The sequence below is a fragment of the Alphaproteobacteria bacterium genome (assembly GCA_030739735.1).
Taxonomy (GTDB): Bacteria; Pseudomonadota; Alphaproteobacteria; order UBA7887; family UBA7887; genus UBA7887.
In genome coordinates this window covers 40,764-54,201 of the sequence record JASLYQ010000005.1, presented here as the reverse complement: position 1 = coordinate 54,201, position 13,438 = coordinate 40,764, and the positions used below count along the sequence as shown (strand labels likewise).

The 13,438-nt window shown below is 60.9% G+C and carries 13 protein-coding genes and 1 tRNA gene; 4 read left to right on the top strand and 10 right to left on the bottom strand.

Annotation, left to right across the window (positions count from 1 at the left end; all coding sequences use genetic code 11):
- From QF629_04245 to QF629_04235, 3 genes are read right to left on the bottom strand one after another with little or no spacing between them, the layout of a single operon-like run.
- Positions 1 to 780 carry a glycosyltransferase family 2 protein gene (locus QF629_04245; protein MDP6012743.1) on the bottom strand — a complete coding sequence of 260 codons (780 nt, stop codon included), beginning with the start codon at positions 778 to 780 and terminating at the stop codon, positions 1 to 3.
- Complete coding sequence (locus QF629_04240) at positions 777 to 1,727, bottom strand: glycosyltransferase family 9 protein (protein ID MDP6012742.1); 951 nt, start codon at positions 1,725 to 1,727, stop codon at positions 777 to 779. The genes QF629_04245 and QF629_04240 overlap by 4 nt, the downstream gene beginning before the upstream one ends.
- Positions 1,724 to 2,755, bottom strand: coding sequence for a glycosyltransferase (locus QF629_04235; protein ID MDP6012741.1), 1,032 nt, complete (start codon positions 2,753 to 2,755; stop codon positions 1,724 to 1,726). Before QF629_04235 ends, QF629_04240 begins: the two co-directional genes overlap by 4 nt.
- Positions 2,756 to 2,856: 101 nt before the next feature.
- Here QF629_04235 and QF629_04230 point away from each other — a divergent pair, with 101 nt between their 5' ends.
- Positions 2,857 to 3,726 (top strand): folate-binding protein, encoded by an 870-nt coding sequence (locus tag QF629_04230; GenBank protein MDP6012740.1) that lies wholly within the window; start codon positions 2,857 to 2,859, stop codon positions 3,724 to 3,726.
- A 51-nt stretch (positions 3,727 to 3,777) separates the two neighbouring features.
- On the opposite strand, the gene ppdK is transcribed toward QF629_04230, so the two are convergent.
- From ppdK to QF629_04195, 7 genes are all read right to left on the bottom strand, one after another.
- Positions 3,778 to 6,444, bottom strand: a complete 2,667-nt coding sequence (gene ppdK, locus QF629_04225; GenBank protein ID MDP6012739.1) for a pyruvate, phosphate dikinase — start codon at positions 6,442 to 6,444, stop codon at positions 3,778 to 3,780.
- An 8-nt stretch (positions 6,445 to 6,452) separates the two neighbouring features.
- Positions 6,453 to 8,522, bottom strand: coding sequence for a glycine--tRNA ligase subunit beta (glyS, locus tag QF629_04220; protein ID MDP6012738.1), 2,070 nt, complete (start codon positions 8,520 to 8,522; stop codon positions 6,453 to 6,455).
- Positions 8,515 to 9,396, bottom strand: a complete 882-nt coding sequence (locus tag QF629_04215) for a glycine--tRNA ligase subunit alpha (protein ID MDP6012737.1) — start codon at positions 9,394 to 9,396, stop codon at positions 8,515 to 8,517. The genes glyS and QF629_04215 overlap by 8 nt, the downstream gene beginning before the upstream one ends.
- Before the next feature lie 81 nt (positions 9,397 to 9,477).
- Positions 9,478 to 9,738 carry a hypothetical protein gene (locus QF629_04210; GenBank protein ID MDP6012736.1) on the bottom strand — a complete coding sequence of 87 codons (261 nt, stop codon included), beginning with the start codon at positions 9,736 to 9,738 and terminating at the stop codon, positions 9,478 to 9,480.
- Between the two features lie 72 nt (positions 9,739 to 9,810).
- Positions 9,811 to 10,662, bottom strand: a complete 852-nt coding sequence (locus QF629_04205; GenBank protein ID MDP6012735.1) for a S49 family peptidase — start codon at positions 10,660 to 10,662, stop codon at positions 9,811 to 9,813.
- Positions 10,659 to 11,411 carry a methyltransferase gene (locus QF629_04200; GenBank protein MDP6012734.1) on the bottom strand — a complete coding sequence of 251 codons (753 nt, stop codon included), beginning with the start codon at positions 11,409 to 11,411 and terminating at the stop codon, positions 10,659 to 10,661. The genes QF629_04205 and QF629_04200 overlap by 4 nt, the downstream gene beginning before the upstream one ends.
- Entirely contained in the window at positions 11,395 to 11,601 is a 207-nt protein-coding gene (locus QF629_04195) for a DUF2007 domain-containing protein (protein ID MDP6012733.1), read from the bottom strand. The genes QF629_04200 and QF629_04195 overlap by 17 nt, the downstream gene beginning before the upstream one ends.
- Before the next feature lie 194 nt (positions 11,602 to 11,795).
- On the opposite strand from QF629_04195, the gene QF629_04190 reads away from it, so the two are divergent.
- The 3 genes from QF629_04190 (at position 11,796) to QF629_04180 (ending at position 13,322) form a co-directional block, all read left to right on the top strand.
- Positions 11,796 to 12,755 carry a polyprenyl synthetase family protein gene (locus tag QF629_04190; GenBank protein ID MDP6012732.1) on the top strand — a complete coding sequence of 320 codons (960 nt, stop codon included), beginning with the start codon at positions 11,796 to 11,798 and terminating at the stop codon, positions 12,753 to 12,755.
- Positions 12,756 to 12,817: 62 nt separating this feature from the next.
- Positions 12,818 to 12,894, top strand: a tRNA-Pro gene (locus tag QF629_04185).
- 119 nt (positions 12,895 to 13,013) lie between these two features.
- Positions 13,014 to 13,322 carry a hypothetical protein gene (locus tag QF629_04180; protein ID MDP6012731.1) on the top strand — a complete coding sequence of 103 codons (309 nt, stop codon included), beginning with the start codon at positions 13,014 to 13,016 and terminating at the stop codon, positions 13,320 to 13,322.
- Positions 13,323 to 13,438 lie beyond the last annotated feature (116 nt).

Sequence of the window (13,438 nt, the reverse complement as noted above, 5' to 3'; positions counted from 1 at the left end):
TCACAACAGAGTATTCTCGTCGCCTTCCAACGACGCCTTGAAGTGCGACAGCAGGGGATAAAGCGCCGCCATCACCGCAATCAGCAGGCCGTAGCCACCTTCGCGATAGCCCTTGCGCAGGACATAGCACTTGAAAAGGCGCCCGATGCTGCGCCTTACGATCCACCACGTCGCTGGCGAGGGCTTCCCACTCGCCCTGAGATCTGCTGCGCTGGCATCCGTATAGCGCTTGAGGCGGTCCATCATGTCGTTCAGATCGCGGTCGACATAGTGGGCGATTGGCGTGGTCAACCAGCGCTTCGGTCCCTTGAGCGCGAGACTAGGGTGTATCCGTTGCTGCCCCCAGCGCTTCGCACCCGGGCTCGACAGGCGCGGCGCCGCGCCGACGCCCCACGAGCCGCCCCAACCGTGTTTGACCAGGCGATCGCCGATATAGTTATCTAATGGAACGAGAAAGTAGCCTGGCGCCGCCGATGCCACAGTCTTGCGTATCTCGCGGAACAAGGCTTCGGGCACGCGCTCGTCGGCATCGACTTCTAGGATCCAATCGCCTTTCGCGGCCTCGAGTCCAACATTGCGCCGCGCGCCCTCGATCGGCCACGCCCCCTCGATAACTGTCTGCGCAAACCGCTCGGCAATGGTTCTTGAGTCATCGCTGCAACGGTCGAGTACCACGACAATGTCATCCGCTAGGCAAAGGCATTCTAGGCATTGCGAAAGTTGGTGTGCTTCGTTGTGAGCCACCACCACAGCCGATAGAGATAGCGCCTCGCTGCTCACGGCTCCGAGACCTGGCAGCGTTCACATAGGGACAGGGCCGCCGCCTCTACGGCATCGACGCTGAGAGAGCCCATCAGGCTGTCCGTGGTGCAGTGGTCGTAATCCGGTGCCTCGATTAGCGATTGGAAGCTTTCGGGTGTCCTCACATTTGCGCTACGCACGCCCCAGGGCGCGTAATTCTCCTCACGGCTGGGGCCGAAAAGGCCGAGGGTCGGAATGCCAGTGGCCGCGGCGATATGCATCAGCCCGGAATCGTTTCCGACGTAGAGATTACAGCGGGCGATGACTGCCGCTGCTGTTAACAAATCTAGCTGGCCAACCAGGTTTATGGCACCATTCGTCGTTACCTTGGCCGCGACGGCTTCCTCGCCCGGACCGCCCAGAAGGACGACCCTTGCGCCAGAAAGCGGTCCCATCGACCCAGTCAAGCGGCTGGCTAGTTCACGGTAGCGCTCGGCTGACCATTCCTTGCCTCGCCAGTTCGCCGTGGGCCCCAGCGCCAGCAAGGGCTGATCTTCACCCAGGCACTGCAGCGCCGCCTTGCGATGGTGCTCGCCGATCCACATGCGTGGCGCGGGCGGTGGCTCAAGACCCAACACTTCCGCAAGACGTTCAACCTGATGGCGGCCGTCAGGCCGGCTGCGCAGGACGCGCCTGCGCCTTGCCCACAACAGAAACGGCATGACAGAATTGCGCAAATCTACGAGCAGGTCCCAGCGTCGGCCGACGCTGGCACGCCACAGGGAGCGCCAATGGCCAGCCCAGCGTCGCTTGCCGAACGCCCAAACTTGTTCGACTTGCGGCACAGCCTCGAACAGCCCTGCTGCGGCGGGCCCACAGGCAACGGTTATGCGCGCATCCGCGTGATCGTCTATCAAGGCGCCCAGCAACCCGCACGACAGCACGGCGTCGCCGATGCGGGTCGAGGTGATGAAGAGAATTTTCACACCATGACCTGCGTCAGTTGGCGAACAGCATGGTCCCAATTTCCATTCGCCTGGCTCGCCCGGGCCTGCTCGCTGAAGCTATTGAAGATGTCCGTGTCCAGCAGAAGCGCCTTTGCCGCAGCGGCAAAGGCATCGCCATCTTCAGCCAGATAACCGCTCTCGCCATCTCGCATTCTCTCTTTCGTGGCGCCGAGTGGGCGTACCACGCAAGGCAGACCGACCGACTGGGTTTCGGCCAGTGTGCTGCACAGCATGTCGCGTTCGCTGCCCGGATACAGATGTACGCGCGCCTGACGATAGGCGTCGATCATCTCGGCATCGCCAAGCGGGCGCTTGAGTCTCACCCCTTGTGCCTCCGCAGCACGCGCCTTGTTGAAAACCGGTACCAGACGCTCCGGAATGGTTGCGCCTAGGGCACCACGTTCAAGCACCGTGGAATAGATGTGGAGCTCGGCCCAGGGGATCTCGGGAAAGATCTTCTCGCACCAGACATCAAGCAACCAATCAAGGCCGCGCCCGGGATGGGTAGTGACAAGGGCCCGCGGTGGATTGACCGGGGCCATCGGCGCGGCCTTGCGATAAAACTCAGAGACACCCAGTTCCAAGCTCACCGAAGCCATCGATTGTAGGGCGGCCGGCAAGGAGCAGCTGTGTGCCTTGCCGAAAAAGATCAGTGTGGGCTCAAAATCTTTGACCAATGCCTCGAGGCGTACATCGCCCAAGGCTTCCGCTGAGCCGGACAGTAGCAGCGCCCGCCGCTCAGCATCGGCAATGCGGCCCAGCATGCGCGGATCTTTGTGCACGATCAACCAGTCGGATTGGGCCGCACGACAGTCATCAAGGGGCTGCCAACTGACACCGTCGATAACGATGGGAAAGGCACAGCGGTTGAATACACGTACGGTATGACCCGCCCGCGCCAATGCCGCAGCCAGGCCCGCCAAAGCTTTTTCGCCGCCGCCAAGCGGCTGACTGTTTGGGCTGTGGCCGTCATAGGGAATCGACTCGTCGATGAAGGAGACAAGCATGGTGTGGTTATACGACCGCGCACCATCCCTTGCCAAGCAGCCCGCGGGCTTGCGCTGCCCGTGCGTGCGCCTTAAGTAACATCTAGAAAATGTGTGAATCGATGTGTGACGAGGCCTATGTCGTCCTTGGGGACCGCGGCGTGGTTCTGCTGGAAGGTGTTGGGGCCCATGGTTTTCTGCAAGACTTGGTGTCGAACGACGTCACCAAGGTCTCAGTGAATACTGCTGTCTATGCGGCTCTGCTGAACCCGCAAGGCAAGTACCTGCACGATTTTTTCGTCTTCCTCTTCGGCGATGGACTGGCGCTCGATTGCGAACGCGACCGTCTGCCTGATCTTGTTCGGCGCCTGAGTATCTATCGCCTGCGGGCCGAAGTGACGATCAGCGATGTCACGGATCGCTTCGAGGTCGTCGCTTTGCCTGGCGTTCGCTCGGCGCCTATTTTCGACCATGGCGGTGGCGCATTGTTCGCGGACCCGCGGCTGAGGGATCTTGGCTGGCGGGTCGTTCTACCCAGGTCTGAGGTGGAGAACACGCTCTCCTCGGCGGGCTATGTCCGTTGCGAGGTGGACGCCTTCGACGACTTGCGGCTGTCGCTCGGTATCCCAGACGGCAGCCGTGATATGCTCGTGGATAAGGCATTCCTACTGGAAAGCAATTTCGAGGAGCTCAATGGCGTTGACTTTGATAAAGGCTGTTACGTAGGCCAGGAGAACACGGCCCGGCAGAAGCACCGCGGCACCATCCGCCGCCGCCTCATGCCAGTCGATATAGAAGGGCCCGTGCCGGCACCGGACACGCCTATTCGATTTGGCTCGATCGACGTCGGCAGCATGTGCTCCGGCCATGCTGGCAAGGGCATGGCGATGCTGCGCCTCGAATATGCAAAAAAGGCCTCCGAAACTGGCCAGCCCCTAACCGCCGGCGACGCTCTGTTGACCCCAATCAAGCCGGACTGGGCGCAGTATTAAGCGAACAAGCGCGCTGCGGCTGGGCAGCCAGCGACCTTACTTACAAGTCTATCACTCGTTGCGTGGGGGTCCTATCGCAGCTTGGGCGGCTGCCAAGCGTGCCACGGGCACACGATAGGGGGAGCACGAGACATAGTCGAGACCGACCTCGTGACAAAAGGCAACGGACGCCGGGTCGCCTCCATGCTCTCCGCAAATGCCGAGCTTGATGGACTCGCGTGTGGCCCGGCCGCGCTCCGCCGCCATGCGCACTAGCTCACCGACCCCATCCTGATCGAGAGTAACGAACGGATCGTGCGTCAGAATGCCAAGTTCCTGATAGGTGGCAAGGAACTGTACCGAATCGTCGCGGCTAATACCGAAAGTGGTCTGCGTCAGATCGTTGGTCCCAAAACTGAAGAATTCGGCGGTCTCAGCGATTTCTCCCGCGCACAAGCAGGCGCGCGGCAATTCGATCATCGTGCCGACGAGATAGTTCAGTTCCTTTCCGCTGTCCTTCGCAACCTCGTCGGCGACGGTGACGATACGGGCCTTGAGGAGATCGAATTCGCGACGGGTCGCGGCCAGCGGGATCATCACCTCCGGCACGACCGCTTCGCCCTTCTCAGAACCGGCTTCAAGTGCAGCCTCGAAGATTGCTTGCGCCTGCATCTCGTACACTTCCGGATAGCTCAGTCCTAGCCGGCAGCCGCGATGACCGAGCATGGGATTTAGCTCGTGAAGTTGACTGGCGCGCGTGCGCACCTCGGCCTCGCTGCGTCCCGTCGCCCGTGCTAAATCGGCCACTTCGTCGTCGGTGCGCGGCAGGAACTCGTGCAGCGGTGGATCGAGCAGCCTGATGGTTACTGGCAGGCCGGCCATGATACGGAAGAGCACAACGAAATCTGCCTTCTGCATGGGTAGGATTTCCGCTAGCGCTGCCCGCCGCTCTTTTTCACTCTCCGCCATGATCATGCGGCGGATGGCGATTATTCTGGCCTCGTCGAAGAACATATGCTCCGTGCGGCAGAGCCCGATGCCCTCAGCCCCAAAGGCGAGCGCGGTGCGTGCATCTTCTGGTGTCTCGGCATTAGCCCGCACCGTGAGCGCTCGCGCCTCATCGACCCACGACATCAAGGTGGTAAATTCGCTACCGAGTTTGGGCTCGATGGTTGGCACACGTCCGAGCATCACGTCGCCCGTCGAGCCGTCGATCGTAATTACTTTACCTGCCTTGACGGTCGTGACGCCGGCCGAAAACGTTTGTGCATCGTGGTCGATTGTCAGCTCGCCGGCACCTGACACGCAAGGTCGCCCCATGCCGCGGGCAACCACAGCGGCGTGGCTTGTCATGCCGCCGCGTGCGGTGAGAATGCCGCGCGCCGCATGCATGCCGTGGATATCTTCAGGACTGGTCTCAAGGCGGACCAAGATCACGTCCTCGCCGGCACGGGAACGGTGCTCGGCCTCGTCGGCGTTGAGAACCACCACGCCGCAGGCGGCGCCCGGCGAAGCGGCGAGACCTCGTGTCAGCACGTTGCGTGGCGCATCAGGGTCGAGAGTCGGATGCAGCAGTCGCTCAAGGGCGTCGGAATCAACCCGCCTGATAGCCTGGACCTTGTCGATCAGGCCCTCTTCCGCCATCTCCACGGCGATCTTAAGTGCCGCCGCGGCAGTGCGCTTTCCCGCCCGCGTCTGCAATATATAGAGGCGCCCCTTTTGCACGGTAAACTCGATGTCCTGCATATCGGAAAAATGGCCTTCCAGGAGTTCGAAGACAGCGTTGAGTTCGGAATAGACCTCGGGCATGGTCGCCTCCATGGCGACGCTCTTGCCGCCGTCTCCTGCGGCCATTGTCAGTGGCTGCGGCGTGCGGATACCAGCGACCACGTCTTCACCCTGGGCGTTGACGAGATACTCGCCGAACACCGTTTTCTCACCAGTGGCAGGATTGCGGGTGAAGGCAACTCCTGTGGCGCAGTCGTTGCCCATATTGCCGAACACCATGCCCTGGATGTTGACGGCAGTGCCCCAATGCCCAGGGATATCGTGCAGGCGCCGATAGGTGATGGCACGCTGGTTCATCCAGCTGCCGAAGACTGCGACGATGGCGCCCCAGAGCTGATCCTCTGGCCCCTGCGGGAAAGGCTCACCGAGCTCTGACGCGATCTTGTCTTTGAAGGCCTTCGTCACGGCCTGCCAGTCCTCGGCAACGAGATCGATATCGAGTGTATAGCCATGGTCTTCCTTATAGACCTCCAGAATGTCCTCGAAATTGTGGTGTGCCACGCCGAGCACCACGTCGCTATACATCTGAATGAAGCGGCGATAACTGTCATAGGCAAAACGGGCGTCTCCACTGATCTGCGCGAGCCCGGCAACGGTCTCGTCGTTGAGACCGAGATTGAGCACCGTGTCCATCATGCCCGGCATAGAAGCGCGACTACCCGACCGAACCGACAGCAGTAGGGGCTTAGCGGGGGCACCGAAGCACATACCCGTCTCGGCCTCTATTTTTTTCAAAGCCCCCGCTACGGCATCTTTCATGCCGTCCGGATAACGTTTGTCGTTGTCGTAATAGCTATTGCATGCCTCAGTGGTAATGGTGAAACCTGGCGGTACTGGCAGACCGAGATTGCTCATCTCGGCAAGGTTTGCCCCCTTGCCACCGAGAAGCTTTCGCATCTCTGCGTTGCCTTCGGCAGAGCCGCTGCCGAATCCATAGACCCACTTATTCATCGTGCTTCTCAGCCCTCGATCTGCGTAAAATCGGCAACAGTGGCTAGCGCTGCGCCGATGCCCGACAACAGGCGAAGACGATTCTGCCTCAGTTCCGCATCATCAGCATTGACCGTGACCGCATCGAAGAAGTTGTCGACCGGTGTACGCAGAGCTGCTAACGCGCGCATCGCTACGGCGAAATTCTCTTCCGACAGGGCAGTCGCGATCGTTGCGCCCGCCTCGTTTAACTTGGAGTGCAGGACACGCTCCTCGTTCTCTGCCAGAGTCGCCTCATCTACGTCGCCATCATGACTGATACCGTCTCGCTTCTCCTCGATGCGGACAATGTTCGCGGCGCGGCGGTAAGCGGTGAGTAGATTCGCGCCGTCGTCGCTTTCGAGAAAACCACGCAGCGCGTCCGCCCTCGCTATGAGCAGCGTCAAGTCGTCGTCTTCGGTGACCGCTAAGACGGCACTTACGACATCGTGGCGCAGCCCTTGCTCGCGCATGTGCACGCGCAAGCGATCGGCAAAAAAACTGAGAATAGAGTTTGCGACGCTGGCCGTATCGCTCTCCTGACTGTACGCTTCGACGGCACCTTCGAACAAGGATCGCAACGGCACGTGCAGGCCGTTATCGAGAATCAGGCGAATGACGCCGAGGGCGGCGCGCCTCAGCGCGAAAGGATCTTTGGAACCCGTCGGCCGTTCGTCGATGAGGAAGAAGCCAGCAAGCGTGTCGACCCGGTCGGCCAGCGCCAGCGCCACCGAGAGCGGTGCGTTGGGGCAGCGGTCGGACGGGCCGGCCGGTAAGTATTGTTCGGCGATCGCCTCTGCCACCGCGGCATTTTCGCCATCGTTCTGAGCGTAGTAACGGCCCATGACGCCTTGCAGTGATGCGAATTCGCCGACCATGCCGCTGAGCAAATCGTTTTTGCACAATTTTGCAGCCCGCACCGCCAGAGCGACGTGGGCACCCGGTATGACCTCTGCCAGGCTCGGCATCAACCCTTCGAGCCGCGTCACCTTCGTGCCAAGGCTACCTAGTTTGGCATGGAAGACTATGCCTTCAAGATCGTTTGTGCGGCTCTCCAGACTGCGTTGTCGATCCTGCTCCCAGAAAAAGCGGGCATCGTGCAGGCGTGCCCGCAACACCCGTTCGTTGCCAGCGCAAATCGCTGTGCCGCCGTCATCTGTCTCCATATTAGAAACCACGACGAAGCGGTTCGTGAGTGCGCCGTTGGCATCGCGTAGAGGGAAATATTTCTGATGGCTCTTCATTGAGGTGATTAGCACCTCCGGCGGCATGGTGAGGAATGCCTTGTCGAACATCCCCAGCAGGCAGACCGGCCATTCGACGAGTCCAGCTACCTCGGTCAGCAACGCGTCGTCCCGCTCCAGGCTGAGGTTGACATCCGCCGCGAGCGCATCGGCCTGATGGAGTATGCTTTTCCGCCGTTCCTCGGTATCGAGAATGACCTTGGCCGCAGTGAGTTTCGTGCAATAGTCGTCAAACGATCGCACCACTATGGGCTCCGGCGCCAGCCAGCGATGGCCGCGGGTCTGGTCGGAGAAAGCGATGTTGTTAGCTGAACCGCCTAGCGCCAGGCTGCCTGACACCACGGTTCCATCAAAAAGACACAACACGCTGTGCAGAGGACGCACCCAGCGCTGGCTGCCTCCACCCCAGCGCATGGATTTCGGCCAGGATAAGTTCGCGATTAGGCCCGGGATCTCCTCGGCTAGAATCTCCGCCGTTGGCCGGCCTTGGCGGCGCGTAACCGCGTAATAGAACGTGCCTTTCTTGTCCTCGCGCCGCTCGCACTGATCCAGGGAATCGAGGCCAACCGAGCGCAGAAAGCCTCGCGTCGCCTTCTCAGGCGCGCCAACACGCGGGCCGCGGCGCTCCTCTGTCACGTCAGGCTGTACCGTTGGCAGGCCGTCGCCGACCGCCACCAGCCGCCGCGGCGTGACGTAGGTCCACACATCCTCGACGCCAGTCAGCTCTACCACCGCCTTGTGCAGCTGCTCAGCCGCCGGCTCCTGCATACGCGCCGGTATCTCTTCTGAAAAAATTTCTAGCAGCAGCTCAGCCATCGTCACTGTCCTGGACGGTGAGCCATTTCTCACAGCAACGCTTGGCCAGCACCCGCACGCGCCCGATATAAGCAGCGCGCTCGGTCACACTAATAACGCCGCGTGCATCGAGCATATTGAACAGGTGGCTCGCAGCGATGCATTGGTCATAAGCCGGCAGCGGTAGGTCTTGGGCCAACAGCGCCTCGCACTCGGTCTCGGCATCGCCGAAGTGGCGGAACAGGATATCGACATCGGCGGCACTGAAGTTCTGTTTTGAGTACTGCTTCTCGTTCTCCAGGAACACATCGCCATAGCTCACACCGGCGCCGTTCCAATCGAGCTCGTAGACGTTCTCGATGCCCTGAACATACATGGCCAGCCGCTCAAGCCCATAGGTGAGCTCACCTGAGACCGGCGAGCAATCAATGCCGCCGACCTGTTGAAAATAAGTGAACTGAGAGACCTCCATGCCATCGCACCAGACCTCCCAGCCTAGACCCCAGGCGCCCAGCGTCGGGCTCTCCCAATCGTCCTCAACGAAGCGAATGTCGTGGCGCGCGCCATCGATGCCAAGCGCCTCGAGGCTTTCGAGATAGCGCGCCTGGATGTCGTCAGGAGACGGCTTGAGGATGACTTGAAACTGGTAGTAGTGCTGCAGTCGGTTGGGGTTTTCGCCATAGCGTCCATCGGTGGGCCGGCGCGATGGCTGCACGTAGGCGGCGTTCCAAGGCTCGGGTCCCAAGCTGCGCAGCAGGGTTGCCGGATGGAAGGTGCCCGCACCAACCATCATGTCATAGGGCTGAAGCAGCACGCAGCCATGCTCGGCCCAATAGGACTGAAGTGTCAGTATCAGGCTCTGAAAGCTCGTTGGATGCCTGTGGGAAGCGGCCATCACGGTGAGGTCAGAGGGCTGTGAGAAAGCGGCGCGGGCAGACCATAGGACCGCCAGTGAGGCCGGTCAAGCGCCTCACGATCAGGCCGGATAGGGGCAGTCGCCACGACCGCAGGAGCGGGCGCTGCGGGCCGGAACAAAGGTGCCGCAGGTGGTGCAGGCTACCATGTCCTCGACACCGGCCGAGCGCTTTGTCGTCGCGTCGGTACCTCGTGCACTAGCACGGTTCGCAACTCGCTTTTCGCGGCGTTCCTGCAACTGGGAAATCGCCTTGAAGCCATAGAACACGACCACGACGACGAGAACCGTGAAGACAAGCTTAGGCAGGCTGAATCCGAACATCGGGAGCGACTCGCTATTGGCATCGTCCGCGCAGTCTTAGCTCAAAGTGCGGCGGACTACTAGCGCTGCGCATCAGAGTCCGAATCGTGCCCAGAGCGCGCGCTCCTCCACGGCGGCAAACACTCCACTGATCACCGAGTACGGGTCGAGGTCGAAAGTCGGTGGCCGGCTCATGCCGAGACGGCGGCGAAACCAATTTCTTTGCGGGCCCATCAGGCGCAGCTTAACCTTCTTGCCGAATCGATCACGCATGACGGTGCGCATGTCGCCGATACCATCGATCAGTCCCAGGGCCAGCGCGCCCTCACCGGTCCAAACATCGCCCTCGAAAATTCCATCGTCTTTACTTTTCAGGCGTTTGCCGCGGCGATCGCGCACATGATCTTTGAAGGCCTGATGAATCTCCTTTTGCAGGCTTTCCAGTCGCGCTACGTCATCGGCGTTTTCGGGGAGAAACGGGTCGAGCATCGCCTTGTGCCGGCCCTGGGCGTACACGCGCCGCTCGATGCCGTATCGCTCGATTGCCTCGGTAAAGCCGAAGCCCGACGAAACTACGCCGATAGAGCCGATCAACGACGAGCGCTCGGCGTATATCTCATCAGCGGCACAGGCGAGCCAATAGCCACCAGAAGCGGCAATGTCCTCGACGAAAGCAAATAGCGGTAGATCGGATTCGCGCGCAACCGTGCGCAGGCGCTTGGCAATCAACTCGGACTGTACCGGCGAGCCGCCTGGCGAGTTTACCTGCAGGGCAATGGCGCGTACGCCCCGTGTGTGACCGGCGCGCTCGATTTGTTGCACCAATCCGGCAAGATTGAGGTTGCTGCGAAAAGCCTGCGGCGTTGGCGATATCATGCCGGTCAGGCGAATCACCGCCACGATCGGTGGTTTCGGTATGAAGGGCAAAAAGCCAAGGCCCATCATTCATCTCCGTCATTTAGCGGGGCATCCAACGACAGCGCCTTGCCACGGCGTAACACTGCCTCTGCCGCATCCGTATAGGAGCCATCAGCCCGGTGCAAGACAAGCCCAGGTAAGAGCCTAAGCGGGTTTCGCACACTGCGCCGAGCGGACACGATAACACGTCGCGCCGGCGCTCCGGCCTTTGGCCACAGGGGCAGCACCGCAATGTCGCCGGCACGGCCATGCAAAGCCGCCAAAATTTCATTGAGGCGGTCGGCGCGATGGATCACGGTCACGCAGCCCTTTTCGCGTACGGCATCCAATGCTGCTCCGAGCCATATGGCGAGCGGCACCGTCTCGACAAACGCCACATCGCCCTTCTTGTCGGGTGCCGCCAGCACCTGTGGCAAATAGGGCGGATTGCTGATCACGTGGTCGACGTGGCCCAAAGTCGCGCGATCCAGCACCGCCACATCGCCATGGATTGCTGAAAATCGGTTCTCCAGCCCGTTCACGGACGCATTCTTCTTTGCTAGTGCCACAAGGTCAGCCTGCAGTTCGACACCGATCACTTGGCAGTCTGCAACCCGCCACAGCAGGCAAAGGGCCGCCGCCCCCGGCCCGCAACCTAGGTCCACCACCGACTGACCGGGCCGCACGGGTGCTGCCGCCGCCAGCAACACCGGATCGATAGCGGCGCGGTAGCCGTGTGCCGGTTGGTGCAGCCTTACGCAGCCCCCGAGAAGCGTGTCATTAGACCTCGTCGGCATCTTCCAGCACTTGGCGCGCCTCTTGCCAATGGTCGTCAAACACCATTATGCGGCGTTGGATGGCATTGACGGAGCCTTCGACAACGCTGGTGTGGCCATCCAGAACAATCGCATCTATTCCGGCGTCTTTGAGAAGTGCTGACAGCCAAGACAGCCGTATCATGTCATTCGTTCGCAAGAGTTCCTTCACCGCTCCCGTCCTGCTGCATTGGCGGTGCTTGACCGCTAAGGCCCGCCGCTTCTATGCTCCAGAGCGCCACGGCGGACGTCAAGTGGCAACTGTGGCCGGTGGCCGCAAAGGGGATATCAGCCGTGGCGCTAGCCGTCAGTATCGAGCACCAGGGCGACACTTGCGCACCTCAGGCGGTGGACCGGCTTGCTGCCATGCAGGCCCTTGTCCATGACGACCTGGCGGCGGTTAACTGTCTCATAATCGAGCGTATGCAAAGCCCGGTCTCCCTGATTCCGCACCTCGCGGGGCATATTACGGCCTCCGGTGGCAAGCGCCTGCGTCCCATAGTCACTCTACTGGCGTCGCGCCTTTGCGGCTATGAAGGCGAGCGACACCAGACACTGGCCGCCTGTGTCGAGTTCATTCACACCGCCACCCTGTTGCATGACGACGTGGTGGATGCGAGCGATTTGCGCCGCGGCACCGCCACCGCTAACGCGATCTGGGGCAACGAGGCCAGCGTGCTGGTTGGCGACTTTCTGTTTAGCCGCGCTTTTCAACTCATGGTCGAGGATGGCTCGCTCGAAGTGCTGGCAATCCTCTCTGGCGCCAGCGCCGTGATCGCCGAGGGCGAAGTGATGCAATTGCTGACCAGTAACGATACTAGCACTAGCGAGACCGACTACCTGGCTGTCATCACCGCCAAGACGGCGCGGCTGTTCGCTGCTGCCGCCGAGATCGGTGCCGTGGTATGCGAAAGCACGGCCGAGCAGCGGCAGGCTTTGTACGACTACGGTGAGGCGCTCGGCATGAGCTTCCAGTTGGTCGACGATGCGCTCGACTACACCGCGGCCCAGGCGACGCTCGGTAAGACCATCGGCGACGACTTCCGCCAAGGCAAGATCACCCTGCCTGTTGTGCTCGCCTTTGCCCGCGGCAATGAGCGCGAGCGCAGCTTCTGGCGCCGCACGCTCGAAGATGGTGGGTATCGTAACAGCGATCTATCACAGGCTATCGACTTGCTCGATAAGTACAATGCTGTGGCCGACACTCTGACCCGCGCCAAGAAATATGCCGAACGCGCTCGCGCGGCGCTGGATGGCTTTCCGGATAATGCTTATCGCAGTGCCCTGGGGGATGCGGCGGATTTCGCCGTTGAGCGCGCCTACTGACCCTTGCTGCGCCGTGGCGCAAGCGTTATATAACCGCCCGACCCACTATAAGCGGGCCCGGTCGGAGTGTAGCTCAGCCTGGTAGAGCACTGCCTTCGGGAGGCAGGGGCCGGAGGTTCAAATCCTCTCACTCCGACCATTGATTTCCAGCACTTGGCAAATAAAGCGGCAAAATGGTGACGATCGTCACTGATTGCCGGGCGGATATATCGTCCTCTTGCGGCATTGGGGAATGTCAACGTAGCGAGGAGCACGATCATGACACGCTATCTGAGCACCGTTCTGATCTCCGCCGTCCTGTTAGTGTCTTTCATTGGGGCAGTGCAAGCTGATCAGCCGAACCTTTGCCTGCCGCATGATGCAGCCATCGCCGAGCTCGCGAAGGGCTATCAGGAACAGTCGGTCGGTCTTGGGCTCGGCAATGCCAAGGAAGCCGTGTACGAGTTGTTCGTCTCTGAGGGTGGAACCTGGACCATCCTCATTACCCAGCCAGACGGTATTAGCTGCATCGCGGCTCATGGCGACAGCTGGACCTCGCAGCCGCTGCTGGTCGGAAATCCCACCTAAATTTGCATTGGCTTCGTTCCGTGGCAGACTGCGGCCACACAATGGGATGAAGGACATGACCAGCTTTTGGTCGGAAAGTGACGCATAATTGCGTTGGGAATCACGATGCTGGCGCC

Bases quoted from the DNA above. Each gene is read 5' to 3' on its own strand.
- QF629_04235 (MDP6012741.1), bottom strand. From the start codon at position 2,755: ATGCTTGTCTCCTTCATCGACGAGTCGATTCCCTATGACGGCCACAGC.
- QF629_04230 (MDP6012740.1), top strand. From the start codon at position 2,857: ATGTGTGACGAGGCCTATGTCGTCCTTGGGGACCGCGGCGTGGTTCTG.
- ppdK (MDP6012739.1), bottom strand. From the start codon at position 6,444: ATGAATAAGTGGGTCTATGGATTCGGCAGCGGCTCTGCCGAAGGCAAC.
- glyS (MDP6012738.1), bottom strand. From the start codon at position 8,522: ATGGCTGAGCTGCTGCTAGAAATTTTTTCAGAAGAGATACCGGCGCGT.
- QF629_04215 (MDP6012737.1), bottom strand. From the start codon at position 9,396: ATGGCCGCTTCCCACAGGCATCCAACGAGCTTTCAGAGCCTGATACTG.
- QF629_04210 (MDP6012736.1), bottom strand. From the start codon at position 9,738: ATGTTCGGATTCAGCCTGCCTAAGCTTGTCTTCACGGTTCTCGTCGTC.
- QF629_04205 (MDP6012735.1), bottom strand. From the start codon at position 10,662: ATGATGGGCCTTGGCTTTTTGCCCTTCATACCGAAACCACCGATCGTG.
- QF629_04200 (MDP6012734.1), bottom strand. From the start codon at position 11,411: ATGCCGACGAGGTCTAATGACACGCTTCTCGGGGGCTGCGTAAGGCTG.
- QF629_04190 (MDP6012732.1), top strand. From the start codon at position 11,796: ATGCAGGCCCTTGTCCATGACGACCTGGCGGCGGTTAACTGTCTCATA.
- QF629_04180 (MDP6012731.1), top strand. From the start codon at position 13,014: ATGACACGCTATCTGAGCACCGTTCTGATCTCCGCCGTCCTGTTAGTG.